At 65.1% G+C, this 25,936-nt stretch carries 24 protein-coding genes; 16 read left to right on the top strand and 8 right to left on the bottom strand.

Annotated elements, in window-relative coordinates:
* The first annotated feature begins 189 nt into the window (after positions 1 to 189).
* Positions 190 to 708: a MarR family winged helix-turn-helix transcriptional regulator gene (locus tag GO592_RS15120; protein WP_050998603.1), complete on the top strand. Its 519-nt coding sequence runs from the start codon at positions 190 to 192 to the stop codon at positions 706 to 708.
* On the top strand, positions 705 to 1,616 hold the full coding sequence (locus GO592_RS15115; protein ID WP_005568041.1) for a LysR family transcriptional regulator: 912 nt from the start codon (positions 705 to 707) through the stop codon (positions 1,614 to 1,616). The genes GO592_RS15120 and GO592_RS15115 overlap by 4 nt, the downstream gene beginning before the upstream one ends.
* Positions 1,617 to 1,699: 83 nt before the next feature.
* Here GO592_RS15115 and GO592_RS15110 read toward each other — a convergent pair whose 3' ends face one another.
* From GO592_RS15110 to GO592_RS15090, 5 genes are all read right to left on the bottom strand, one after another.
* Positions 1,700 to 2,914, bottom strand: coding sequence for a CaiB/BaiF CoA transferase family protein (locus tag GO592_RS15110; RefSeq protein WP_007297048.1), 1,215 nt, complete (start codon positions 2,912 to 2,914; stop codon positions 1,700 to 1,702).
* A 14-nt stretch (positions 2,915 to 2,928) separates the two neighbouring features.
* Complete coding sequence (locus GO592_RS15105) at positions 2,929 to 4,431, bottom strand: aldehyde dehydrogenase family protein (RefSeq protein WP_007297047.1); 1,503 nt, start codon at positions 4,429 to 4,431, stop codon at positions 2,929 to 2,931.
* Between the two features lie 53 nt (positions 4,432 to 4,484).
* Positions 4,485 to 5,054: an adenylate kinase gene (locus GO592_RS15100; protein WP_007297046.1), complete on the bottom strand. Its 570-nt coding sequence runs from the start codon at positions 5,052 to 5,054 to the stop codon at positions 4,485 to 4,487.
* 68 nt (positions 5,055 to 5,122) lie between these two features.
* Positions 5,123 to 6,028: a 3-hydroxyisobutyrate dehydrogenase gene (gene mmsB, locus GO592_RS15095; protein WP_007297045.1), complete on the bottom strand. Its 906-nt coding sequence runs from the start codon at positions 6,026 to 6,028 to the stop codon at positions 5,123 to 5,125.
* Positions 6,029 to 6,636: 608 nt separating this feature from the next.
* Entirely contained in the window at positions 6,637 to 7,689 is a 1,053-nt protein-coding gene (locus GO592_RS15090) for a GlxA family transcriptional regulator (protein WP_007297044.1), read from the bottom strand.
* A gap of 59 nt (positions 7,690 to 7,748) precedes the next feature.
* On the opposite strand from GO592_RS15090, the gene GO592_RS15085 reads away from it, so the two are divergent.
* The 11 genes from GO592_RS15085 to GO592_RS15035 all read left to right on the top strand — a co-directional run bounded on the left by GO592_RS15085 (position 7,749) and on the right by GO592_RS15035 (position 19,132).
* A complete protein-coding gene (locus GO592_RS15085; protein WP_007297043.1) occupies positions 7,749 to 8,387 on the top strand; it encodes an HD domain-containing protein in 639 nt (212 codons plus the stop codon).
* Between the two features lie 110 nt (positions 8,388 to 8,497).
* Positions 8,498 to 8,935, top strand: coding sequence for a carboxymuconolactone decarboxylase family protein (locus GO592_RS15080; protein WP_007297042.1), 438 nt, complete (start codon positions 8,498 to 8,500; stop codon positions 8,933 to 8,935).
* 292 nt (positions 8,936 to 9,227) lie between these two features.
* Positions 9,228 to 9,395 (top strand): hypothetical protein, encoded by a 168-nt coding sequence (locus tag GO592_RS15075; protein ID WP_237737229.1) that lies wholly within the window; start codon positions 9,228 to 9,230, stop codon positions 9,393 to 9,395.
* 139 nt (positions 9,396 to 9,534) lie between these two features.
* Complete coding sequence (locus GO592_RS15070; protein ID WP_007297041.1) at positions 9,535 to 11,079, top strand: flavin-containing monooxygenase; 1,545 nt, start codon at positions 9,535 to 9,537, stop codon at positions 11,077 to 11,079.
* Positions 11,076 to 12,008: a metal-dependent hydrolase gene (locus tag GO592_RS15065; RefSeq protein WP_007297040.1), complete on the top strand. Its 933-nt coding sequence runs from the start codon at positions 11,076 to 11,078 to the stop codon at positions 12,006 to 12,008. The genes GO592_RS15070 and GO592_RS15065 overlap by 4 nt, the downstream gene beginning before the upstream one ends.
* Positions 12,005 to 13,108, top strand: coding sequence for a PDR/VanB family oxidoreductase (locus GO592_RS15060; RefSeq protein ID WP_039951073.1), 1,104 nt, complete (start codon positions 12,005 to 12,007; stop codon positions 13,106 to 13,108). Before GO592_RS15065 ends, GO592_RS15060 begins: the two co-directional genes overlap by 4 nt.
* The gene (locus GO592_RS15055) at positions 13,105 to 13,617 is read left to right on the top strand and encodes an SRPBCC family protein (protein WP_007297038.1); all 513 of its coding nucleotides are present in this window, start codon (positions 13,105 to 13,107) and stop codon (positions 13,615 to 13,617) included. Before GO592_RS15060 ends, GO592_RS15055 begins: the two co-directional genes overlap by 4 nt.
* Positions 13,614 to 15,098, top strand: coding sequence for an aldehyde dehydrogenase family protein (locus GO592_RS15050; protein WP_007297037.1), 1,485 nt, complete (start codon positions 13,614 to 13,616; stop codon positions 15,096 to 15,098). The genes GO592_RS15055 and GO592_RS15050 overlap by 4 nt, the downstream gene beginning before the upstream one ends.
* Entirely contained in the window at positions 15,098 to 16,069 is a 972-nt protein-coding gene (locus GO592_RS15045; RefSeq protein ID WP_007297036.1) for an SDR family oxidoreductase, read from the top strand. Before GO592_RS15050 ends, GO592_RS15045 begins: the two co-directional genes overlap by 1 nt.
* Positions 16,066 to 17,910, top strand: a complete 1,845-nt coding sequence (gene fadD11 / locus GO592_RS15040) for a fatty acid--CoA ligase FadD11 (RefSeq protein WP_007297035.1) — start codon at positions 16,066 to 16,068, stop codon at positions 17,908 to 17,910. Before GO592_RS15045 ends, fadD11 begins: the two co-directional genes overlap by 4 nt.
* A gap of 94 nt (positions 17,911 to 18,004) precedes the next feature.
* Entirely contained in the window at positions 18,005 to 19,132 is a 1,128-nt protein-coding gene (locus GO592_RS15035; protein WP_007297034.1) for an acyl-CoA dehydrogenase family protein, read from the top strand.
* Between the two features lie 53 nt (positions 19,133 to 19,185).
* On the opposite strand, the gene GO592_RS15030 is transcribed toward GO592_RS15035, so the two are convergent.
* From GO592_RS15030 to GO592_RS15020, 3 genes are all read right to left on the bottom strand, one after another.
* On the bottom strand, positions 19,186 to 19,323 hold the full coding sequence (locus GO592_RS15030) for a hypothetical protein (protein WP_157234210.1): 138 nt from the start codon (positions 19,321 to 19,323) through the stop codon (positions 19,186 to 19,188).
* 125 nt (positions 19,324 to 19,448) lie between these two features.
* The gene (locus GO592_RS15025) at positions 19,449 to 20,615 is read right to left on the bottom strand and encodes an MFS transporter (RefSeq protein WP_007297033.1); all 1,167 of its coding nucleotides are present in this window, start codon (positions 20,613 to 20,615) and stop codon (positions 19,449 to 19,451) included.
* A gap of 33 nt (positions 20,616 to 20,648) precedes the next feature.
* Positions 20,649 to 21,356, bottom strand: coding sequence for a GntR family transcriptional regulator (locus tag GO592_RS15020; RefSeq protein WP_007297032.1), 708 nt, complete (start codon positions 21,354 to 21,356; stop codon positions 20,649 to 20,651).
* Between the two features lie 227 nt (positions 21,357 to 21,583).
* On the opposite strand from GO592_RS15020, the gene GO592_RS15015 reads away from it, so the two are divergent.
* From GO592_RS15015 to GO592_RS15005, 3 genes are read left to right on the top strand one after another with little or no spacing between them, the layout of a single operon-like run.
* A complete protein-coding gene (locus GO592_RS15015; RefSeq protein WP_007297031.1) occupies positions 21,584 to 22,972 on the top strand; it encodes an MmgE/PrpD family protein in 1,389 nt (462 codons plus the stop codon).
* A gap of 43 nt (positions 22,973 to 23,015) precedes the next feature.
* Complete coding sequence (locus GO592_RS15010) at positions 23,016 to 24,146, top strand: ABC transporter ATP-binding protein (protein WP_007297030.1); 1,131 nt, start codon at positions 23,016 to 23,018, stop codon at positions 24,144 to 24,146.
* Positions 24,143 to 25,918 (top strand): ABC transporter permease, encoded by a 1,776-nt coding sequence (locus GO592_RS15005; RefSeq protein WP_237720392.1) that lies wholly within the window; start codon positions 24,143 to 24,145, stop codon positions 25,916 to 25,918. Before GO592_RS15010 ends, GO592_RS15005 begins: the two co-directional genes overlap by 4 nt.
* Positions 25,919 to 25,936 lie beyond the last annotated feature (18 nt).

Raw genomic sequence — 25,936 nt, 5'->3', positions numbered from 1 at the left:
CAGATCGGAGAAGTTGGAAGTACTATAGTTGGATATCCAGGTAAATTGCCAATGGGTGTGACCGACTCCAAACCGAAACACTTCGACACGGGAAGTGCCGACACAGCCCCGTCGCCGAACGCGAGTTTCGCGAAATACACACTCAGGACGTTCATTCGATGCCCATTCCGGACAACTAGGAGGCTTCCGGTGGCCACTGCGCAACCACCCCATTCGGTGCCGGCTGCCGAATCTGTGCCGCCGTATACATCGCTGATCGCCGCCGTACTGCAGACGCAGAAGCTGATCACCCATCACCTCAACTCCACGTTGCGACCACTCGGACTGTCGTTCGCCCGCTACGAGGTTTTGGCCATGATGGTCGCCGCGCACGCTCCACTGCCCATGGTGCGAATCGTCCGTGCTCTGGACAGGCATCCCACCACCATCGGAACGTTGATCGACGGACTGGAAGGTTCCGGATTGGCCTTTCGGACGATCAATCGGTCCGATCGCCGTTCGACCCTCGTCACGATCACCGACAAGGGTCGCGAGGTGGCAACCTCGGCGACGCGCGCCCTCGATGCCGTCGCCCTCGCGGACCCGAAGGTCATGCGCCGTCTCCACGAGGACCTGCAGCAGCTACTCTCCGCAACCCGGCGTGCATCGACCGCCGCACGGGGCGGACACCACACCATCACGGCCGACCTACCGGGAGGCCGGCCGTGATCGACGTCCGCAACATCCGCTCGGATGACCTTCGGTACCTGCTCGCCGTCGCGCGAACCGGACGCCGCCAATCCGCGGCGCTGGACCTGGGCGTCGACCACACCACCGTCTCGAGGCGTGTGCGTGCGCTGGAGAAGGTCCTGGGTGTCCGTCTGCTGCAGCGCAGTGCCGACGGATGGGAGCTGACCGATGTCGGCCGATCGATCGCGGAGAAGGCGCGACTGATCGAGGAAGCCGTTCAGGAAACCGCCGACGTGGTCCTCGGTATCAGTGAGAATCCACTCCGGGGAACCATCCGGATCACCGCTCCGGACGGATTCGGGTCGTTGTTCGTCGCTCCCGCATTGGCGAAGCTGCGGATGAGTCACCCGCACCTTGTCGTCGAGTTGATCACGGATACAAGGCAACTGAATCTGTACCAATCAGGATTCGACCTCGCTGTCGCGGTGGGCACACCGATCACCAGTCGGCTGGTCTCCGAACGTGTTTGCCAGTACTCGCTGGGGTTGTACGGCAGCGAAGGATACTTCCGCGAGCACGGTGAACCCGGCAGCCTGGACGAGCTGACAGCGCACCCGCTGGTCTTCTTCGTCGACTCCTTGCTGCAGGTCGGGGATCTCGACCTGAGCCGGCATCTGCCCGGTGTCGCGGCAAAGTTCATGTCCACCAACATCTTCGCTCATGTTGCTGCCACGCGTTCCGGCGGTGGCATCGGGCTGTTGCCGGCGTTCATGGCGGACCAGCACACCGATCTGCGCAGGATCTTGCCGGAGGCCGTCGATGTTCGCCTTGCCTTCTCCCTGGCCGCGCGCCGCGAAAGCCTCACCAATCCGGCGGTCCAGGCCGTCCGGCAAGCGATTCAGGAAGAGGCGCGCAGTCGGCGAGACGAACTGGTCCCCACTGTGTAGGTTCCCGGCGCACCCGGGGCGGTGTTGCAGGAGGCAGACTCCTGCAACACCGCCCCGGTGTGCCAGTCGGACTCTCACCGAGTTCACGCCTGCGCGGGCTCCATCGCATCGAGCGGATCGGTGGCGTCGACCGAGTCGAGCCAGTCGAGAATCTGTTCGGTGTGCTGTCCGAGCACCGGCGGGGCAACATGCGCGGACCGCACCAGCGACTCACCGCCTGCCGTTTCCATCCGCAGGGACGGACCCGGCAACTGCACCGGCCCCACCACAGGGTGCTCGACCTCGAGGAGCAGGCCCTGACTGCGGGTCTGCTGCCACTCGTAGACCTCGTCGATCGTGCGGATCGACCCGGCGGGAACACCCGCGGCCTCGAGCGCGGCGAGGACGTCAGCCCGAGGACGTCGGGCGAAATCGGCTTCGATCGCGGCGATCAACGCCTCCCGCGCCGCGACCCGGTCCCGGTTGACGGCGAACCGCGGATCCCTGGCTGACAGCCCGGCCACCGGGGCGAATTTCGCCCAGATCGCCTCGCTGCCGACCGCGATCTGAACGTATCCGTCCGCGCAGCGGAAGCTTCCGTACGGCGCGATCTGCGGGTGGTGGTTACCGGACCGCTGCGCGACCTGCTCACCGACCGTCCACTTGGTGCCCTGGAAGGTGTGGGCGCTGATCGCGGCGGCCAACAGGGACGTCCGGACGACCATGCCCTTGCCGGTCTTTTCCCTCGAGGCCAGTGCGGCCGAGACTCCCGTGGCGCCGTGGACACCGGCGAGGACGTCGGCGACCGGGACTCCGATCCGCGTCGGCTCCCCGTCGGGGTCACCGGTCACCGACATCAGCCCGGCCTCGCCCTGGGCGATCTGGTCGTAGCCGGCGCGGGATCCCTCCGGGCCGTCGTGCCCGAAGCCGGTGATCGACAACGTGATCAGCCGCGGGTTGAGCTCTTCGAGGACGTCGGCCGGAAAGCCCAGCCGGTCGAACGCGCCCGGCCGCAGATTCTCGATCAGCACGTCCGCCCGCCGGATCAGGCGACGGAGTGCATCCTTGCCGTGCTCGGATTTGAGGTCGAGCACGATCGATTCCTTGTTCCGGTTCGCCGACATGAAGTACGACGACTGCGGGTCGTCGGCCGGCCCGACGAACGGCGGCCCCCACGTGCGGGAGTCGTCGCCGGTGCCCGGGGCTTCGACCTTGATCACCCGGGCACCGAGGTCACCGAGCATCATCGCGGCGATGGGCCCCGCCAGCGCCCGCGAGAGGTCGAGCACGAGGATGTCGCCCAAGGGTCCGACAGTCATGGTGCGCTCCCTTCTCAGAGTGTGCGCAGGCGCACGTTGACCTGCTTGGTCTGGGTGAATCCGGCGATCATGCCCTCGAGCGACACTTCGCGGCCGAGGCCACTCTGCTTGTATCCGCCGTACGACTGGCCGACCATCTGGCCGCCGCCCTGGTTGACCTGCACCCACCCGGTTTCGAGGGCATGGGCGGTGGACAGCGCCAGATCGAGGTTGTGTGTCCACACGTATGCGGCCAGACCGTAGTGCGAGTCGTTGGCCATGTGGATGACGTCGGAGTGGTCGTTCCAGGGGATCGCGACGAGCGCGGGCCCAAAGATTTCCTCACGGGACAGGCGCCAGGAGTTGTCGGCGCCGGAGAACACGGTCGGTCCCATGTAGTAGCCGTCGGGGTTGCCGAGCTTGTCCGGTGAGCCGTCGAGGACGGTGGCAACCTTGGTCGAGCTCAGGCCGTCGTCGAGGAATCCGCACACGGAGGCGAACTGTGTCTCGTTGATGATGGCGCCCATGTCCGTGGACTCGGCGAGCGGATTCCCGACCTTCAGCCCGGCCAGGGTGTTCACCAGCCGGTCGAGGACCTCGTCGTAGACGTCCTGGTGCAGGAACAACCGGGAACCGGCGGTGCAGCTCTGTCCCTGCCGGTGTACCCGGGTCGAGAGCAGCAGTTGATTGATGAAGTCGTCGTCGATGTCCACGTCGGGGAATACGATCGAGGGGTTCTTGCCGCCGAGTTCGAGGGAGACGTGTGCCAACCGGCCACCGGCCTCACGGGCAACATGACGTCCCACTTCGGTCGAGCCGGTGAAGGAGATCTTGTCGACGTCCGGGTGCTGGACCAGTGCTTCACCGGCCACCCTGCCGGATCCGGTGAGGACGTTGAGCACACCGGCCGGCAGGTGTTCGGCGCAGATCTCGGCGAGCAGCAACACGCTCAGCGGAGCCGCCTCGGCCGCCTTGACCACGACGGTGTTTCCCGCGACGAGGGCGGCGGGGATCTTGAATCCGGCGATCATCAGCGGGGAGTTCCAGGGCAGGATGCATCCGATGACGCCGAGGGGCTCCTGGCGGGAATACTGGAGCTGATCGTCGCCGGCGGGCAGAACCGTGCCCTTGATCTCGCCGGCGACACCGGCGAAGTACCGGAACAGGTTCGCCAGGGTGGCGACCTCGGGGCGTGCCTGGGTGCGCAGCGCGTTTCCGGTGTCGAGGGCGGTGAGACGGGCCAGTTCCTCGGCGCGCGCGTCGATGGCGTCGGCGATCTGGCTCAGGATCCGGCCTCGCGCCGTGAAATGCTGAGACCGCCACCGAGGGAAGGCTTTCTGCGCAGCACGCACCGCGCGATCGACGTCCTCGGTGCCCGAGGACGGGACACGGCCGATCACGTGCTCACGAAGAATCGGGGTGGTCACCTCACTCCACTGACCGGAACTGGCGTCCACCCAGGCCCCGTCGACGAACATGGGGTAGTCGCGGGCCTCGGGAATATGGAGCTCAGCGAGTGAGGTTTGCGTGGAGGTCATGTCGGAATCTCCTTGATATACGGATGGCTCTGCTGGGGTGCAGGGAACAGCGTTCAGATGGACGGAGCGACGCTTCCGCGCTCGGACAGCGCGCCGATCGCGAGGGCGTAGACCTCGTCGACCTCACCTTCCGCATCGACGGCCAGCAGAAGCGGCGAGTAGTAGTCGAGCAGCGGTCGGGTCTCGTCGTGATAGACCCGCAGACGTCGACGAATGACGTCCTCGGTGTCGTCGGCGCGGCCACGGGCCAGCATCCGTTCGACGACTGCATCGTCCGCTATCGAAAAGTCCAGGACGGCGTCGATCTGGCTCAGCTGTCGGCCAAGGAACTCATCGAGGGCGATCGCCTGAACCACGGTGCGGGGGAAGCCGTCCAGAATGAATCCTGTGGCCGTGTCGTCGGCCGCGAGGCGCTCCGCGACCATCCCGATGGTGACCTCGTCCGGGACCAGTTCGCCGGCATCGAGGAACGATTTCGCCGTCCGCCCCAGTTCCGTGCTCTGTGCGATGTGGCTGCGGAACAGATCGCCGGTCGAGATGTGGGGGAGCTGCAGCGCCGTCGAAAGCGACTGCCCCTGTGTACCTTTGCCCGCTCCCGGCGGCCCTGTCAGAATGATGCGCACAACGAATTCCTTTCACATCGAGCAGCGTCTCACTCCCGCGGCACGGGGCGAGGTCTACGTGGGAGGGGCTACGACTGTTGTGCCTGCACGTCATATGCACCGGCACGGATTGCCGTCACGATCGCAGAGAAGTCACGGCCTGGGCCGTCCTGGGCGACGAACTGTTCGTAGAGTTCGGTGGCGCGCCGTCCGAGCGTCGTTTCGACACCGTTGTCCGTCGCTGCGGACTGCGCGAGTCGGAGGTCCTTGAGCATCAATGCACTCGCGAACCCGCCGGCATAGTCGCGGTTGGCGGGGCTGGTCGGTACCGGTCCGGGAACCGGGCAGTTCGTGGTCAACGCCCAGCACTGACCGGACGCGGTCGACGAGACGTCGAACAGTGCCTGGTCGGTCAGGCCCAGCTTTGCGCCAAGCGCGAAGGCTTCGCTGACGGCGATCATGGAGATCCCCAGGACCATGTTGTTGCAGATCTTCGCAGCCTGACCTGCTCCGGAGTCGCCGCATCGGACGATACGGGACCCCATGGCGTCGAGCAGTGAGCTTGCTCGGTCCACCGCCTCGGCCGGGCCGCCGACCATGAAGGTGAGCGTTCCGCCGTCCGCGGCGACCGTGCCTCCGGACACCGGGGCGTCCACCGCCTGATGCCCGGCGCCGACAGCCAGTTCAGCGGCGGCTCGCGCGTCGCCGACATCGATCGTCGAGCAGTCGAGGAAGAGGGTTCCCTGCGATGTGGCCGGGACCAGGTCGGCGTAGACGTCGAGCACGTGCTTGCCGCTGGGCAGCATGGTGATGATCACGTCGGCACGCTCCGCTGCATCGACAGGAGATGCAGCAGAGTCGATTCCGTGTGATGACGCCTTCTCGGATGCCGCTGGGGAGGGGTCGAATCCGATGACTGTGTGGCCGTTGCGCACCAGATTCGTGGCCATACCCAAGCCCATGTTTCCGAGGCCGAGGAAAGCGATCTTGCTCATCTGTACTCCTAGCGGTGTGGTAACCGACGTTCAACGCGCGGTCCGAGTCGATGCCGGCAGGCGACGTCGACTCGGACGAGCCGATGGGATGGACCCCGGGAATCTCTTCGCTTCGCGCAGTTTCCGGCGGGGACGAATACAAGTGTGCCCGGGTATGGAGGCCGGGGGAATCACCTAACCTGCAATGGGGTTGTGCAATATTGCATCACCGCGCGCCGACAGCAGACCCGAAACCGCCATCTTCGTCGGAAGGGGGCGATCACCTGGGACCGTTGGGCGGTGGGCCGAGGTCGACGGAGAATTCCACGCTCCCGAATCCGAGGTAATCCACTCGCAGCCCGCCCAGCCTCAGCGTGGCGGTCGCTTCCTGTACCTGGGTAGTCAGCCGGTGAAGCCGGGCGCGGTCCCATTCCGGCGTGTAGGTCGTCGTTGTCGAGCAGGAACGCGAACAGCTCGTCCAGGGCCCGCCGGAACTCGCGTACGTCCTGCCGGGCGGCGATGTGCTCGACCACGGTCCTCACCTCTGGTCGGTGTATCGGCGCCGGCTCTTCGCGCGTTGCACAACGACAGGAATCACCGGGTACGGCAATCGCACACCCCCGGTCGGACTACCCCGCGTCGGCGCGGTGCGCGGTGCCGAAGCGGCGTTGGTAGGCAGCCGGTGACATCGACAGCTCCCGCACGAAGACTCTTCGTAGGCTCTCGTAGCTCGGGAAGCCGGCGAGTGATGCTGCCTGTGTTGCGTTGTGTCCCTGGTCGAGCAGCGCCTTTGCCATGTCGAATCGGACCAGCTCGACATACCGGGCAGGTGTGGTGGACAGCTCGGTTCGAAAGAGTCGCGTGAGGTGTCGAGGGCTCACGTTGAGGTGTCCGGCGAGTTCGGCGAGCGAATGCTTCCCGGCGGGGTCCGCCGTCACCAGATCCACAATTCGGCGGAGGGCTGGTGTGCGCGGCGGTGGGCCTTGGAGTGGGGCAGAGAACTGCGATTGTCCGCCCGCGCGCTGCAAGTAGACCACCAGGCGTCGGGCGACGTCGCGCGTCAGATCGGGGCCATGGTCTTCCTCGACCAGCGCCAGCGCCAGGTCGATGCCGGCGCTCACGCCCGCGGACGTGTACGTGGTGCCGTCGCGAACATAGATCGAGTCGGGTTCGACGAGGGTTGTCGGGTGCCGGGCGGCAAGTTCGTGTGCGACTTTCCAGTGCGTGGTCGCGCGTTTGCCCTCCAGGAGGCCGGCCGCCGCGAGGATGAACGCGCCTGTGCAGATGGAACCGACCCGAGCAGATCGCGTTGCGAGCGTGCCCGTTGCCTCGACGAGGTCGCGGGAGATGGCGGTTCGAGGGTAGATGTCGCCGCCGGCCACGAGGAAGGTGTCGGGTGCCGGCTCCGATCCTGCGTCGCCGTCGACGGAGATCTTTATCCCGATAGACGACGCAACACCGGCACCGGTCGGCGACAACAACACGATCTGGTAGTCGGCGCCGCATCGATTCGCCTCCGCGAACACCTCGGCGGGGCCGGCGACATCGAGCAGCTTCACCCCGTCGTAGACCAGGACCGCGACCCGATGCGGGTGGGGGCTCGTACGCACGCTCACCGCCTGTCCGAATTCGGGTGATTCATGGCCGGACCGAGGCGGCGCCGGACGCTCGATGTTCGGCACCGTAGAGGGACGGACACATCGTCTGTTCTACAACATCGAAACCTGAAAGTGCAGGGCTCATGACCGAGATCATCGCAGGAGTAGAGATTCCCGAGACACAGGCGGCAGCCGAAGCCACTCGCCTCGTCCAGGATGCGACGAGCCCCCTGATCTTCCATCACTCTCGGCGCGTGTTCCTCTTCAGCACACTCCAGGCTCGCGAGCTCGGCCTGCAGCCAGACCCTGAGCTGCTCTACCTCGCTGCCCTCTTCCACGACACTGGCCTGCTCACGCCCTTCTCGAATGTCGAGCAGCGGTTCGAGCTCGATGGGGCCGATCATGCTCGCAAGTTTCTGCTCGACCGCGGTTTCTCCGCTGCCGCCGCCGAGGTGGTCTGGACGGCGATCGCGCTGCACACCACACCCGGGATCCCCGGCCGGATGGGGGACGAAGTCGCCGCCACCCACTTCGGCGTCCTCACCGATGTAGTCGGGCTGGGTCTGGCCGGACTGAACCCGGACCGGGTCGAGGAGATCACCGCTGTCCATCCGCGGGGTGACTTCAAGAACGAATTTCTGCGTGCCTTCGTCGACGGGCTCAGCCACCGGCCGGACACCACCTACGGCACCGTCAATGCCGACGTACTGGACCACTTCGTTCCCGGCTTCCGCAGCATGAGCATGGTTGATCGCATCACGGGGTCGCCGTGGTCTGCATGACCGGGACGCACCGGAAGACAGCGCGCGATCTTCAGGCAACCTCGTTCAGCACCATCGGTGCGGGCGCCCGGACCCACAACCATTCGACAACCTACTCAGTAAGGAACGTCATGACCAGCGTGAATCTCGGCAAGCAGCACCCGTCCGTCTATCGGAGCCTGACGACGCTGGACGCGGAAGTGAAAGCTGCTCTGGAAACGGCGGGAGTGGACCCGCTCCTGGTGGAGTTGGTGAAGATCCGCGTCTCCCAACTCAACGGCTGCGCCTTCTGCCTTCGCTTGCACACCCGCGACGCCCTCGCCAAGGGAGAGACGACGGATCGACTGGCCGTCGTCGCAGCGTGGTGGGAGTCGCAGTATTTCAGCGACCAGGAGCGCGCGGCTCTCGCTCTCGCCGAACAGGTCACCGCTCTCGCCGTTCCGGAAGGGCGAACCTGGGATGACGGCTCCCTCACAGATGAGCAGATGTCCGCGATCAGCTGGCTGGCAACCGTGATGAACGCCTGGAATCGGGTCGCGATCACCAGTCACTACCCGGTTGCGCCGTAAAGTTCTCGGCCCTCGGCCCTCGGCGCTGTCGCCGAGGGCCGGCTCTCGGAAGGGCCTGCGACGACCAGCTCGCCCTCTGAACGAAATCCACCGAAAGCGCTGCCGCACCCTCATCCAAAGCGGATGGGAAACCATTTGTGGTTGGATCCGACGCGCTGTTGAGGTCGACCTGGGATCGATAACCAACGAAATATGCTCTACGACGGAGCTTTTGGAGATTCGAGAGTTTCCGGTGAGCCAGTGCTGGCGAAGGAAGGAGAGAGCGTCGAAGATCGCTGTCGAGTGGAGTTGAGTGGTGACCTTGTCGCGTGCTTCGTCGCCGCTCGGCCTGCCGAGCGATGCCGCGACGGGCCGTGCCTTCCTTGACGAGTTGCTCGCCCCGCTGCGCGAGCTCCGGGACGGTCTGCGACTCGACGAACATGTTCTTTCCGCGACGCCGATCGTGCGATGTAGTCGGTGAAGGCGCGGACGACGTGCCGAATCAGATCGTGTGGCTGCGTGCGGCGTCTTGTGAATGTTGACATCGACCGCTGTTGACAGCGTTTGATGTCAGTTCTAGTGTCTTCGGCATGCGCGGCATCAACGAGGAGGGCGCCCGAATGGTCAGGTCTGCAATACCGGTGGAGCTTCCGGTCGACAACGTCGATCAGGCACCCGAAAGGGTCGACGTACTCATCGTCGGCGCGGGATTCGGTGGGCTGGGAACTGCGATCAGACTGAAACAAGCCGGCATCGACGACTTCGTCGTGCTCGACCGTGCGGAGGACATCGGCGGAACGTGGCGGGTCAATACCTACCCGGGAGCGCAATGCGACATCCCCTCGATCCTCTATTCATTCTCTTTTGCTCCCAACCCGAACTGGACCAGGCTCTACCCGCTGCAGCAGGAGATCCACGACTATCTGCGCGCCTGCGCTGAGAACTTCGGCGTCGTCCCGCACCTGCGGATGGGTCATGACGTGCAAGACGCGACCTGGGAAGACGACTCGCAGGTGTGGCACGTGACCACCAGTCATGGAAACTGGGAGGCGCGGATTCTGGTCGGGGCGATGGGCCCGTTCAGTGAACCGGCGGTACCGAACCTTCCCGGACTGGCGAGCTTCCAGGGCGCTGTCTTTCACTCCGCCGCCTGGGACCACGAGCACGATCTCGCCGGGGAAAGGGTCGCGGTGATTGGAACCGGTGCCTCTGCGGTGCAGATCATCCCCCGAATTCAGCCGAGCGTCGGTTCGATGACGGTGTTCCAGCGGACCCCGACGTGGATACTTCCGCACCCCGACCAACCGATGACCGGATGGCCACAGAGATTGTTCGCGCGGGTACCTGTTGCCCAGCGGCTGGCGCGGGCCGGTCTCGATCTGGTCCAAGAGGCGATGGTTCCGGGTTTCGTGTACAAGCCGGCGCTGCTGAAAGGGCTGGCGGCGCTCGGCCGCGCCCACCTGCGCCGCCAGGTCCGCAACGCGGAGCTGCGGACAAAACTCACGCCCACCTATGCGTTCGGTTGTAAGCGACCGACGTTTTCCAACTCGTTCTATCCGGCGCTCGCGCAGCCGAATGTGGACGTGGTCACCGACGGAATTCGTGAAGTGCGATCGAACGGGATCGTCACCGAGGACGGCGCTCTCCACGAGGTCGACACGATCGTGATGGGAACGGGCTTCCGGCTGACCGACAATCCCGCGTTCGATGTGGTGCGAGGGCGCGACGGTCGTACCCTGGCCGAGGCGTGGAACGGCAATGCCCGAGCCTATCTCGGCACCACAATCAGTGGATTCCCCAACTTCTTCATGTTGCTCGGCCCCAATTCCGTCGTCTACACCTCGCAGGTGGTGACCATCGAAGCTCAGATTGCGTACATCCTCAGTTGCCTGCAGGAAATGAAAGCGCAGGGGGCGGCGAGTATCGACGTCCGCCCCGAGGTTCAGCAGGCATTCGTCGACGAGGTCGACAAGAGGCTACAGACCTCGGTGTGGAACACCGGTGGGTGCACCAGCTATTACCTCAGCGGCGAGGGCCGCAACTTCACCTTCTACCCGGGGTTCAACCGCCGCTTCCGCGCGCGGACCCGGCGGGCGGACCTCGACCAATACATCCTCAGCGGGGTCGGAGCCTCGGCAAAATCGACAGTGAGGACAGCAGGATGATGTCGTTTCCCCGGATAGGCCGAAACCCTGTGGTCGATCCGGTCGGTGCGCGGCGATACACGGACGAAGCGCACGCGATCACCGCTCGTGACGTCGAGTTCTCCTGGGACGGAGTGCCGTTGCACTATGTTCCCGGCGAGCCGATGGCCACGCATGTCATCAACTTCATGCACTTGGTACTTCCCGAAGGCGAGCGCGCGATGTCCGCGACGTTGGCCGAGGCGCTGCCACTGATCGAGGACGAGCGGCTCCACGAGGAGGTCGTCGGGTTCGTCGGCCAGGAGGCGACTCACGCCGCGTCGCACAAGGGGGCCCGTGAACACCTCGCGGAACTGGGCATGGACATCGAACCGATGTCGAAGAAGATGGACTGGCTCGTAGACCGGATTCTGGGAGATCGAGGGCTGTCCGGCCGTGCGAAACGGGCTTGGCTGTGTGAGCGGCTGGGTTTGTTCGCCGCCATGGAGCACTACACCGCCGTGGTGGGGGAGTGGCTGCTGACGGACCCCGCACTGGAGAAGGCGGGCATGCACCCGATGATGCTCGACATGGTCCGGTGGCACGGCGCCGAGGAGGTCGAGCACCGCAACGTCGCCTTCGACGCCTACATGTACGTCGACGGCAGCTATGCCCGCCGCGTACGAACGGCACTGATCGCCAGCCTTACCCTCATCCTGCTGTTCCTGACATCGATGAACTACCTCTTCCGCACCGATCCGTCGGCGGACAAGGGGCACTTCTGGCCACTGCAATTGATCCGTGCAACAAGGCGGGGGCTCGTGCCCAACATCAAATTCCTGATCACGGAAATCCCGCCGTACCTCCGTCCCAGCTTCCATCCCTCGCAGATCGGTGACATGGATGTGGCGATGCGCTACCTCGCACAGTCGCCTGCCGCCAACCGTTCCTACCGAGAAAGCGACTCATGACAATGACGACGTCGGACAGTTCCGCAGGCTCGGACTCGGATACGCCCGACTTCGAACCCTCCAGGGTTCTCCGGCTGGCTGCGCGGGCGACGGTCACGTACCGGCACGTGTTCGCCGCCAGTCGCGCTGCTCCGTGGCTGTCGAGGCCGAAGCCCGTGCGTCACTGGGGCTTCGATATGAATCTGATTGTTGCGGAGGTGCGGACCGAGGCGGCTGATGTCGTCAGCCTGACAGTGGTGTCGCCGGACGGGCGCGACCTCCCGTCCTGGATCCCAGGCGCGCACCTCGACCTGATCCTCCCGTCGGGAAAGCAACGGCAGTACTCACTGTGCGGCGACCCCGACGATCTGTCGTCCTACCGCATCGCGGTGCGTCGGATCGACACCGGCCTGGGTGGTTCGCGGGAGGTCCACGACTCCGTGCGGACCGGGACCCCGATCACCGTGCGGGGGCCTCGCAATGCCTTCCCACTGGTTGCCGCGGAATCGTATCTGTTCGTCGCGGGCGGAATCGGAATCACTCCGATCCTGCCGATGGTGAAGAGATGCCACGACCGTGAGTTGCCATGGAGGTTGGTCTATCTCGGACGCTCCCGAGAAACCATGCCGTTCCTCGACGAACTCGCCCGGTACCCCCGTGGCCAGGTCGAGATCCGGCCGGACGACGAATTCGGTCCTCCTGATGTCGCCGGCATCGTCGCCACGGCTTCCCCTGGTGCCGCCGTCTACATGTGCGGCCCGACACCGTTGATGACCACCGCGCGTCGGCTGATGTCCGAGATCGACCCGACCGGATCGCTTCACACCGAACGCTTCTCACCACTTCCGGTGGTCGGTGGCCGTGAGTTCGAGATACGACTCGCCCGCCGAGGGACGACTGTGTCGGTCGGGCCGGACGAGACCGCGCTCGCGGCGATCCGCCGGGAGGTCCCGGGTGTCGCCTACTCGTGCCGGCAGGGCTTTTGCGGCACCTGCCGCGTGCGCGTCCTGGCCGGCGAGGTCGATCACCGCGACAAGATCCTGACGCACAACGAACGGGAGAATTCGATGCTGGTCTGTCTGTCCCGCTCGGCCGGTGGATCGCTGGTGATCGACCTGTGACGCGCTGGTACCCACTCGCCGCCACCGACGACGAGTTCCTGCAGACCGCCCGATTCCGGCTCGTGCACATCGTGAACGTGTCGACGGACACCGACCACGTGTGGAGTGTGTTGACCGCACACGACGCACTGGTGTCGTGGGCGCGGCTGATCACGGCAAGCGAGTGGACGTCGTCCCGGCCCTTCGGTGTCGGTACCACCAGAACCGTGACGCTCGGTCACGGCGCCGCGGCGCTGAGGGAACGCTTCTACCGCTGGGACGAGGGCAGACGGATGACCTTCACCGCCGAGTCCGCCAGCAGACCCGGATTCCGCCGGTTCGCCGAGGACATCACCCTGGAACCGACGTCCGACGGAACCCGGCTCACCTGGACCTTTGCGATGGACACCACGCCCGGGTTCGCCCCATTCCTCGTACTGTCCCTGCCAATCCTCCGTCGGGTGACACGGGGATGGGCGCGCGCGCTCGCCGACAAGACGCTCGACGAACCGAAGGGAACCCGCCGATGATCACCACCACGGCTGCGGCCGACATGTTCGATGTGATCAGTCCGGCGACCGGGCGGTTGGTCGGAACCCACCCACGTGGGTCGGCCGACGACATCGACGACGCGGTGCGCCGAGCGCGCGAGGTCGCCGGCTGGTGGGGGTCGTTGGGATTCGACGAACGGGCCCGGCGACTCGACGCGTGGCGGGGCATCATCGCCCGTCGGGCACCGGAACTCGCGGAGCTCACCCACATCGAGATGGGTAAGCCGCGCGCAGACGCGATGCTCGAAATTGCGATGGCCTCGGAACACCTGGCGTGGGCGGCAAAAAACGCCGCCCGCGTACTGGGTCGGCGCCCGGTCCGCTCCAGCCTGCTCACCGCCAACCAATCGGCGAGCGTCGAATATCTCCCCGTCGGAGTCGTGGGGGTGATCGGACCGTGGAACTACCCGATTTTCACCCCGCTCGGTTCTTTGTCCTTCGCGCTCGCAGCCGGGAACACCGTTGTCTACAAGCCCAGCGAGTACACCCCGGGCGTCGGTGTGTGGTTGGCCCAGACATTGTCCGAGGTCGTGCCGGAACACCCTGTTCTACAGGTGGTCACGGGTGACGGCTCCACCGGAGCCGCGCTCTGCCGATCGGGCGTGGACAAGATCGGGTTCACCGGTTCCACCGCGACCGGAAAGCAGGTGATGACCGCGTGCGCGGAGACACTCACCCCGGTTCTGATGGAGTGCGGCGGAAAGGACGCCTTGATCGTCGATGCTGACGGCGACCTCGACGCGGCAGCCGACGCGGCCGTGTGGGGTGGGTTCTCCAACGCCGGTCAGACCTGCCTCGGGGTGGAGCGGGTGTACGTGCACGAAAAGGTATTCGACGCGTTCGTCGATCGGGTGGTCACTCGTGCACGCGCGATCCGGGCCGGTTCCGGCGGGAACGCCCAGATCGGTCCCATCACCATGCCCACGCACATCGACGTCATCCGTCGCCACATCGACGACGCGATCGGGAGGGGTGGCCGCGCTGTACTCGGAGGGTCGGACGCCATCGAGGGCAACCTCGTGCAGCCGACCATTCTGGTGGACGTGCCGGAGGACAGTGTCGCGGTCACCGAGGAGACATTCGGGCCGACCATGACCGTGACCAGGGTGCGGGATATGGACGACGCGGTCGACCGAACCAATGCGAGCCGATACGGATTGGGGCTGAGCATCTTCTCCCGCCGACGCGGCGAGGAGATCGCGACGAGAATCCGCACCGGCGCAGTGTCGGTCAATTCGTACGTCATGTACGCCGCCGTCCCCAGCCTGCCGCTGGGTGGTGTCGGTGATTCCGGATTCGGCCGGGTCCACGGCGCTGACGGGTTGAGGGAGTTCACGTTTCCCCGTGCGATGACAAGGCAGCGATTCCCGTCGATTCTTCCGCTCACCACGTTTCGGCGCACACCGCGGATCGACACTCTGGTGCGCGTTCTCGTCAGACTGCTCCACGGAAGGCATTGATGATGGCCACGTTCAGAACCCGATCGACGATCGCTCGCACCCTGAGAGACCTGGGACTCCCACTTCCAGGTCGAGGCGCCGAGTACAACGTTGCCGGAAAGGTGGTCCTGATTACCGGCGGTGGCGACGGTATCGGACTGGCATCGGCGCGAGCACTGCATGCCCGCGGCGCGACCGTCGCGCTGATCGATGTCAACCAATCCGCGCTGACGGCAGCCGAATTCGCGCTCGGACGACGGCGGGTCCTCACCCTGATCGCTGACGTCCGCGACCGTCGCGGCATGGATGCAGCCGTACACCGGGTGATCGAGCGGTATGGGCGGCTCGATGTGGTGATCGCGAACGCCGGAGTGACCCCGCCCCCGTCCACCCTCCGCCAGATAGATCCGGCGGGCTTCGACCGCGTGATCGACATCAACCTCACAGGCGTCTTCAACACCGTCCATCCTGCGATCGACGAAGTGATTGCGCGACACGGCCACATCGTGGTGGTGTCGTCTGCGGCGGCCTTCGCACCCGGTCTCGGTGGTGCGTCCTACATGATCAGCAAGGCCGCCGTCGAACAACTCGGCCGGGCACTCCGTCTCGAACTCGCCGGCTACGGCGCCTCCGCGGGTGTCGCGTACTTCGGGATGGTCGACACACAACTGGCTCGGGCAACGCTGGACGACGACGAGATCGGCAGAAGGCTCGATGCGCGTCTTCCTCGTCCGCTGCGCCGCCGCATCAGTCCGGAGGATGCCGCGACTGTGATCGCGGATGCCATCGCTCGCCGCGCCGGACGCACCCTCGCTCCGGCGGCATGGCAACCGTGGGCACTGGGACGAGGACTGGTGAACGTGCTCGCCGACGGTTACCTGGCGGCCGATGCCGAATGCCACCAACTGATCCGCGAGCTCGAAGAACGCCCCGTCACCACATATCCGAGTGGATCCACAGCAGCCGGTCCTGAACCGAGGAGAACGCCATGACCATCGATGAAGCGCCCCACACCCTGTGCGCAGCATTTCAACGCACCGCCGCCATCGACCCGGACGCCATCGCACTGCGAACGGTCGGCGATTCACAGACGTTGACCTGGCGGCAATACTCGAGCCAGGTCCGCGAAGTGGCGGCCGGATTCGCCGCACTCGGAGTCCGCCGCGGCGACACCGTCGCCTTGATGATGGCCAATCGCGTGGACTTCTACCCCGTCGACGTCGGAGCGCTACACGTCGGGGCGACGTCGTTCTCGATCTACAACACGCTTCCTCCATCTGCCATCGCATACGTTCTCGGCAACGCCGAAGCCAAGGTCGTGGTGTGCGAGGCCCAGTACGTGGAGCGAATCAGGGAATCCGGCGCACTGCTGGAGCAGATCGTCGTGATCGATGCGGAGGCAGGAATTGCCCCGGCCGGGACGCTCACCTTGGACCAGATGAAGGCTCTCGGCTCACCGGAGTTCGACTTCGACGCCGCGTGGCGCTCGGTGCGGCCCGACGATGTTGCAACCCTGATCTACACCTCCGGCACTACCGGCAACCCGAAAGGGGTGGAGTCGACTCATGCCGCATTGCTGTTCGAGGCCGGCGCGGTGTGCTGGATCCTCCCGATCGAGTTCGGGGACCGCATCACCTCTTTCATGCCGTCGGCACACATCGCCGATCGGATGACGGCTCTGTACTTCCAGATGGTGTTCGGAACGCAAGTCACCGTGGTCGCGGACGTACGGCAGATCGCTGCCGCACTTCCCGACTGCCGGCCGACCATCTGGGGCGCGGTACCGCGGGTCTGGGAGAAGCTGAAAATCGCGGTCGAACGGGCGGTGGCGAACGAGCCGGACGACGCACGACGGCGCGCGTTGCAGTGGGGCCTCGAGGTCGGCGCGCGCCGGATCGAGTTGCTCCGGGTAGGTCTCCCCGTACCGGAAGAACTGGAACACGAGTTCGTCAAGGCAGAATCGATGGTGTTGGCGCCGATGCGCGCCGAACTCGGATTCGACAAGCTCAGATGGGCCGTGTCAGGAGCGGCACCGATACCCGCCGACACGCTGGCGTTCTTCGCGGGACTCGGGCTGCAGATCTCCGAGATCTGGGGGATGTCGGAACTGACCTGCATCGCCAGTGCGGCCCCGGCCGATCCCGCCAAACTGGGAACGGTCGGCAAGATCGTGCCCGGCATGGACATGCGGGTCGCGAACGACGGTGAGCTTTTCGTTCGTGGTCCCCTCGTCATGAAGGGGTACCGGGGAGAGCCTGCCAAAACTGCCGACGCCGTCGACGCCGACGGATGGCTGGCCACCGGTGACGTGGTGTCCATCGACCGGGACGGATACCTCACCGTCGTCGATCGGAAGAAGGAACTGATCATCAACTCCTCGGGGAAGAATATGTCCCCAGCCACCATCGAGAACGCAATCAAGGCCACCTCCTCGCTCATCGGCGGCGTGGCCACTATCGGAGATGCGCGGCCGTACAACACGGCCCTGATCTCGCTCGACCCCGAGGCCGCGGCTAATTTCGCCGCGGCGAAGGACATCCGGGTCGATGCCGCTTCCCTGGCAGCGGACCGCGACATGATCACGATGATCGCCGCCGCGGTCGCGATGGCCAACACCGGCCTCTCTCGCGTGGAGCAGATCAAACGCTTCCGGATCCTCCCCACCTTCTGGGAGCCGGGCGGTGACGAACTCACCCTGACGATGAAGCTGCGCCGTAAACCGATCGCCGAGAAGTATGCATCGGAGATCGAGCTGCTCTACCGCGAACTCCTCGCCCAAGGTGTGTATGAGCCCGCCGCCGACCGGACGTCGGAGGTCCCGGTCGGGACCTGACATCGCTAACCCATCGTGACTTAATCGCAACAACTTTGGAGACGAACCCTTGACTTCTTCCACTGTCACCACGGAAAGCGGCGCATCCCCATGGATGGACGACGAGCTCGACGCAGTTGCCGAACTCGCACGCAACTTCTTCGCCAAAGAGGTCACCCCCCACCAACGCCGGTTCACCGAACAGGGCTTTCCGGACAAGGAGGTCTACGGCACCCTGGGTAAGCTGGGCTTGTCGGGTATGTCGATTCCTACGGAGTTCGGTGGAGGGGGAGGAACTTTCGCCCACGATGCCGTGCTCTTTCACGAACAGGTGATGGCAGGTGACCACTCGTTGCAACTCGGTGTGCACTCGGGAATCGTTCCGCACTACCTGAACGCGTACGGAAGCCACGAGCAGAAATCGCGATGGCTTCCCAAGCTCACAAGCGGTGAATGGGTCGGTGCCATCGCCATGACCGAACCGGGAACCGGCTCAGATCTGCAAAACATCACTACCAAGGCCGTGCGCGACGGGGGCGACTATGTCATCACCGGCGCCAAGACCTTCATCTCGAACGGTCGCAACTGTGACCTCGTCATCATCGCGGCCAAGACCGATGCCACGCTCGGGGCGAAGGGGGTGTCTCTCATCGTCGCCGAGGTGAACGACGACACTCCCGGATTCTCGCGCGGACAGATCTTCGACAAGCTGGGCCAGAAGGGGCAGGACACCACTGAACTGTTCTTCGACGGTCTTCGCGTCCCCGTGGACAACCTGCTCGGAGAACGCGAGGGTGCCGGATTCGTCCAGCTGATGCAGCAACTACCACAGGAAAGACTGATCTGCGGCGTCGCTGCCGTCGCCGCGATCGAACGCGCGGTAGCCCTCACCATCGAGTACACCAAATCGCGGACAATGTTCGGGAAGACACTGTTCGATCTCCAGAACACGCGCTTCGAACTTGCCGAATGCGCTTCCCTCGCAAGGGTATCGCGCACCTTTATCGACGACTGCATCGGCAAACACCTTCGCGGCGAACTCGACGTCACCACCGCCGCGATGGCGAAGTACTGGTTGACAGATCAACAGTGCGCCGTGATCGACCGCTGTCTACAACTGTTCGGAGGATACGGCTACATCCTCGAATACCCCATCGCCCAGATGTACGCCGACGCCCGCATCCAGCGCATCTACGCCGGATCCAACGAGGTCATGAAGGAATTGATCTCGAGAGCGCTGTAGCAAGCAGTCCGCTCAGCATCTTCGCGTAGTGGCCGATGCCACCAGTTCCTGGGTCACGGCGGCGGCGACGGCGGCTTTCCCACCTCGGCGGGGGCGACGACGGGCACGATCGTGACTGTGGGATCGCCGAGGAGTGTGAGAACTTCCGCGACGTCGGCCGCCCGCCCGACGTGACCGGTCGGCGGCGGCACAGTGCGCCGCGAACATCTGGGTCCATGGGAACCCCTCTTCGTCGAAGGTGCCGTGCGCAGCGGAGATGTGGATCGAACGGTGTGCGATACCGGATCAGCGGGACCGTTACCGCTGCCGGCGGTGGCTATTCGCGGGTGAGAGCCCTCCATGTCGAGAATGCTGCGCCGGCGAGGAGCCCACCGGTCAGCACGAAGACGGCGTCGGTCCCGGTGGAGCCTGCGATTGCGCCTGCGGTGAGCGGGATGAAGACTTGTCCGAGCCGATTGCCGGTCAGGCGAAGTGAGAGCGCCGACGCACGGTTCGAGGGAGGTACCAGTCCCGCAACCCAGGTCATGGTGAGGGGCTGTGCGAGGCCCCAGAAGAAGCCGGCAACTGCCATGAGGATGCCGACGATGATCGGTTGAGGCACAGCCGGTATCAGGGCGACTGGCAGTGCCGAGCACAATGTGCCGGAGATCAGGAGCCACCGGCGCGGTGCCAATTGTAGAAGGCTGGTCAAGAACACACGAGAAACGATCGCGGCGATCGAGCGGGCTGTCAGGATCGCGGTGACCGTCAGTACGGAAAATCCGTACTGCTCCCCGAGGACCGGCAGGTAGGCGGTGGTCAGGTCCATCGAGGTCAGCACGATCAGGCTGCTGAAGACGGCGGGGCGCATGCCGGAGGTGGACAGTATCGCCATCGTCGACTGGCGTACGGGAGCTGCGGATTTTCGCGGTGTCGCGGTCTTGGGTGTCCGTAGGTGCGGTGACAGGCTCGCGGTGGCTGCTAGTGCCGCGAGCACCAGCATCGCGAGTAGCGCGCCGTTGGTTTCGACGTGTCCTTCGTGGCTGCGGGATGCGATGATACCGGCCACCGGAATGCCGATGGACTGTCCCACGGAGATCCAGACGGTCAGGCCGCCGAATCTGCGGTCGTATTGATCGAGGGAGGACATGAGCGGTACGTATCCCTGGCCGGATACCAGGGTCAGGATGTGGCCGAATCCGAGCAGGATGCTGCCGGCGGCGAGCACGACCAGGTCAGTGCTGGTGATGATCACGACGACCGCGACGCCGGACAGCGCTGCGCCGAGTCGCAGTACCGCGGCCGCGTGCCTGCCGTCCACGGCCCGGCCGATGGGGATCGCTGCGACGAGCGGGACGAGCGAATACAACGCGGTCAGGATCCCCACGGTCGCGCCGTTACCGCCGAGCTCGAGGGCTCGGTACGAGATCATCACGCGCACTGCCGCGTATACGGCCTGAAGAAGTGCGGTGACGAGGCAGAGGGAGACGAACCAGGACTTCACGAGTGAGTAGAAGAGATTCGGCGCCTGACGAACTCAGACATTCCCGAAGTCTTCGCGCTCGTCCGATCCGGCCGCGCGCAGTTCGGGTTGGCTCTCCCGAATCTTGTAGGCGCGCTGGATGTGCTGTGCCATGAAGTCACCAGCGGCCTGGGCGTCTTTCCGCACGATGGCCTCGAGGATCTGGTCGTGATCCTTTTCCAGTTCGTGGGCGTCGGGTGGGTGTCGCCACACGGTGGTGCTGGGTGTCAGTCTCGACCACAGCAGTTCGATGTGCTGGACGACCAGGGGAGAGGTCTGGCTGTAGATGGCGAAGTGGAAGGCCCGGTTCATCAGGGACAGGTCGGCCGCGGTTGCTGCGCCGTCGCGTTGCGCCCGGTCGAGGGCGGCGTGCTTTTCCCTGATGGTCTCGAGCCCTGCCGGTGTCATCCGTTCGACCGCCATCACGGTGGCCTCACGTTCGGCGGCGGCCCGCAGCCGGTACAGGTCGCGGGCGGTGTCCGGGGTCATCTCCCGTACGGAGGCGCCCTTGTGTGGGGAATAGCTCAGAACCCCGTCGGCAGCGAGTAGTCGCATCGCCTCCCGAACGGGTGTGGCGCTGACCCCGTACCGCTTGGCCAGTACGGTCTGCTTGATCAGTTCGCCCGGTTTGATCGCGCCGGAGGCGACGTCCTGCTTCAGTCGCTCGGCGACGTATTCCGTCCGGCTCACCGGAGGGGCTGCTCCCATGTCACTCGACGTCATGACGGCTCCTTTCGGGAGCAAACCGAGCAGCGAAACCGCCACTCTATTTTCTGTACTACATAGTGTCTATCAGCCCGAACCGGAATGCGCCCATTCAGGCGGCTTTTCTATCGATAGTAGACAACACTCTATAGAGTATGTAACTTGAGTCACGCAGACACGCCGATGTGATCGGAGCCTCCACGGGGCTTCTCGGATCGCGGCCCGGAACTACTGATGGAGACCCCATGACCTCCTCTGATCGCCTGACCTGGAACATTGCCGAGTGGATCGTCGACCAGCAGCAACGCCCGCTGCCCGAAAGAATGGATCACCACGTCAGGCGGCTGCTGCTCGATCACCTTGCCGGTGTCGTTGCCAGTTCGCCGGGTGCGGTGTCCGGGGCAGTCGGCGAACACGTGCACCGCATGTACCCCGGCACCACGGCGACCGCCATCGGTCACGGCCGGAGCTCCGCGTTGGGCGCGGCCCTGATCAACGGCACCAACGGGCATGGCATCGAGACCGATGAGGGGTACACACCCGGCAGTATGCATCCCACCTCGGTGATCTTCCCGGCGGTGTTCGCGGTCGCCCAGGAGAAGGGGATCAGCGGGGATCGTGTGCTGACCGCGGCGGCCATCGGGATGGAACTGTCCTGCCGGATCGCTGCCGCCGGTCACCCGGCCACCCGGAACCGGCATTTCCACAACACCGCCATTGCGGGTGTCTTCGGGGCCGCGGCCGCAGTTGCGGTACTTCTGGAGCTCGACGTCACCGGAGTGGCGAACACCCTCGGTATCGCCGGCTCACATGCGAGCGGATTGTTCGAATTCCTCGGCCAGTCGGCGGAGATCAAACGATTCCATCCCGGCAAGGCTGCCCGTGACGGCATCACCAGCGCAGATCTCGCACAGGCAGGGTTGACGGGCCCGACCACGATCCTCGAAGGCAAAGACGGATACTTCGCCGCCTACGCGGGAGTCGAGGGCACCGATTGGGACCCCGGGATCCTCCTGGGCGGCCTGGGGGAGGAGTGGGTGCTGCTCGGGACCTACGTCAAGCCGTACCCGTGCTGCCGTCACCTGCACGGGGCAATCGACGCCGCCCTTCACCTGGTCAAAACCCACACCATCGACCCGGCCGACATCGCATCGGTCACCGTCGGCACGTTCGCCATCGCCACCCGGCACGCAGGACGACAGCTCGACACCATCCTCCAAGCACAGTTGAGCCTTCCGTTCACCGTCGCCGTCGCGTTGCTCCGCGGCGGGGTGACCCTGACCGACTTCAGCGAAGACACTCGGTCGAACATCGCGGTACAGGCACTGATGAACAAGGTGCAGGTCGTCCTCGACGACGCCGCCGACGCGGCATACCCGAAGTCCGGCCGCCCGGCCGATGTCACCGTCGTCATGAACGAGGGCACCCGATACCAGCACCGCGTCGAACAGCCCTACGGCGAACCGTCGAACCCGCTGTCCGACAGCGACCTCGAAGGCAAGGCCCGTGCTCTGGTCGAACCCGTCATCGGCGCCGACGGCACCAAGAACCTGATCGAGTCGTCGTGGAACTTCGACTCCCTCGAGTTCCTCGATTTCCTCGACTCCGCGGTCCGCAACGCCGACCCCCGATAAACGCCACGGCCCACCCACCAGCTCCACTAGGAAGGGACCTCTCATGGAGGTTGTAGTACAAGATCTCGAACTCGCCTACGGCGACTTCGTCGCGATCAAGAGACTCGATCTGACCATTCCAGACGGCGAATCAGTGGTCCTGCTCGGCCAGTCCGGGTGCGGAAAGACGAGCACCATGCGGTGCATCGCCGGACTCGAATCACCCACCGGTGGAAGGATTTCCATCGGAGACCGCACCGTATTCGACGGCGCCAGCGGAAAAGTCGTCCCGGTGTTCAAACGCAACGTCGGCATGGTCTTCCAGTCGTACGCGGTCTGGCCCCACAAGACGGTCCTCGAAAACGTCTCGTTCCCGCTGAAGATGAAGGGCATCGCCCGGGCAGACCGCCGCCGCCAAGCCCTCGAGGTCCTCGAGATCGTCGGCCTGGCGCACCTCGCCGAACGCGGAGCCAGCATGCTTTCGGGCGGACAGATGCAACGAGTCGCGCTGGCGCGCTCGATGGCAATGTCGCCCAGCGTGCTCCTGCTCGACGAACCCCTGTCCAACCTCGATGCACGTCTTCGCGACGACCTGCGCGTCGAACTGCGCCGCATCCAAACCGAACGCGGCCTGACCAGCCTGTATGTCACACACGATCAGCAGGAGGCGCTCGCGCTGGCCGATCGGATCGCGATCATGCAGGAAGGCCGCATCACCCAACTCGGCACCCCCGAGCAGATCTACGGATCTCCCGTGAGCGCATCGATCGCCGGCTTCCTCGGCGTGACCAACATCTTCCCCATTGCCCCCTCGTCAACACCTAGCTCACTGGAGCTGACCGACCACGACATCACCCTGCGAAGCACCTACCCGGTTCCCCGCACTGCTGCCAGCGTGTGCATCCGGCCCGAGGACATCACGGTGACGCTCGAACAACCGACCGACCGGGTGGGTCACGACGCCGACACCAACTACCTCAGCGGCACCGTCGAAGTTGCGGTGTTCCAGGGCGCATCCATCCGCTGCAAGGTGCGCACCGACAGTGGCCTGCCACTCGACGCAATCTGCGCACCGCCCGCCGTCGGGACCTTCGCACCCGGCGCCCGTGTGTCCATCTCCATCGACTCGAACCGGGTGAAGGTCCTCCCGAACGAGGCACCGGTCAGCGACATCCCGCAGGCGGTGGCGGCATGAGTTCGACCAGCGTGCTCGAGCCTGCACCACCGATGACACCCCGGCCGCCGGCACCCACGCGGCGACGCGCCCGTCGCATCGGCCGGCGAGGAAAGGTGGCAAGCCTGCCGCTCCTCGCGGTGGTCGCCTTCCTGGTGCTGGTCCCCGCCGGGTTCGTCCTCCTCGCGGCATTCAGCAAAGAGGTACCGAGACCAGGCAGCATCGGCCTCGATCTGACCCTGCAGAACATCCGGGTTCTCACCGAAGCGGGCGTTATCGGCGCCACGCTGAACTCACTCATCATTGCGTTCTCGGCAACTCTGCTGGCCTTGACGATCGGTGGATTCCTGGCCTTCGTGACCGCGCGGACCAATGTCCCCTGCAAGGGATTCATCTTTCTGATCGGTCTCATGCCGCTGTTCCTGCCGTCCTACGTCGGCGCGCTGGCCTGGTCGCTGCTCGGCAGCCCCGGCGCCGGCCTGATCAACGTCGCCTTCCGCGATCTCGGTATGGGCAATCCGGTCAACGTGTACACCATCGGCGGCGTTGTCATGGTGATGGCGATGTACTACGCGCCCTACGCGTTCCTGCTGATGCACAGCTCGATGTCCCTGATGAATCCCGACCTCGAAGACGCCTCCAGCGTCCACGGCGGATCCACCTGGCACACCATCAGATCGGTCACCACACCCCTTGCCTTGCCTGCCATTCTGGGATCGGGCCTGCTGATGTTCATCCTCATCCTGGAGAACTTCCCGGTCGCGCAGGTCCTGGCCACCCCCGGACAGATCGACACCCTGCCGACGTTCATCTACCGACTGATGAACACCTCACCCTCACGCGGCAACGAAGCCTCCGTGATTGCCATCGTGCTGGTGGCCGCGGTCGTCACCATCACTCTGGTGCAGCGGCGCATCCTGGCCAAGCGCTCCTACACGACCATCTCGGGCAAGGGCGTCAAGGCCCGCACCCTGCCGCTGGGACGATTCAAGACACCCGTCGTCGCTGTGGCCCTGGTGTACTTCCTGCTCGCGATCGTGTTGCCGCTGCTGGCCCTGTTCCTCTCGGCGATCCGCAGCTCCCCGTACATGCAGTCCTTCGCCAGCCTGACCGAGCCCGCCGCCCTCGACATCACCTCCTTCGCGCACGTGTTCACCTCCGAGGTGTTCACCACCGCGGCGACCAACAGCGTGATCGTCTCCCTGCTCGCCGCGCTCGGCGGCACCATCCTCGCGTTCTTGGTCGGCTACACCGTCTACCGCACCAGCTCCTACGCACGCGGCCTCCTCGAGGCGCTGTCGATGGTGCCCCTGGCAATCCCCGCGATCGTGCTCGGTATCGGGTTGCTGTGGACCTGGCTCGTCATGCCCATCCCGGTCTACGGCACCCTGTGGGTGCTGATCATCGGCTTCGTCGCGGTGCAGATGCCCCAAGGCTTCCGCGGCATCGCCGCCGCCATCCAGGCCACCGACCGCGACCTCGAGGACAGCGCCGTGCTCCTCGGCGCCCGCCGCACCCGCGCCATCGGCTATGTCACCATCCCCCTGCTGCGCGTCGCGGTGTCCTCGACCTTCCTGATCCTGCTCATGCTGAGCATGCGCGAGCTGACCGTGCCGCTGTTCCTCTACACCACCGACACCCGCATCCTCTCGATCGCCATCTACGACCAGTTCGAGAACGGCGGCGCACTGCAGGAAGCGTCGGCGATGGCCCTGATCTACTGCGCCATCATGTTCCTCCTCAGCTACCTGCCCCGCCGATTCGGCGCCAAGAACGGAGCCGGCGGTGCCTGAGCGAACCCCCTCGAACAC

The sequence above is a fragment of the Rhodococcus sp. 21391 genome (assembly GCF_016772255.1).
Lineage (GTDB): Bacteria > Actinomycetota > Actinomycetes > Mycobacteriales > Mycobacteriaceae > Rhodococcus_F > Rhodococcus_F opacus.
The sequence above is the reverse complement of the archived record's forward strand: the minus strand, read 5'-3'. Positions and strand labels throughout refer to the sequence as shown.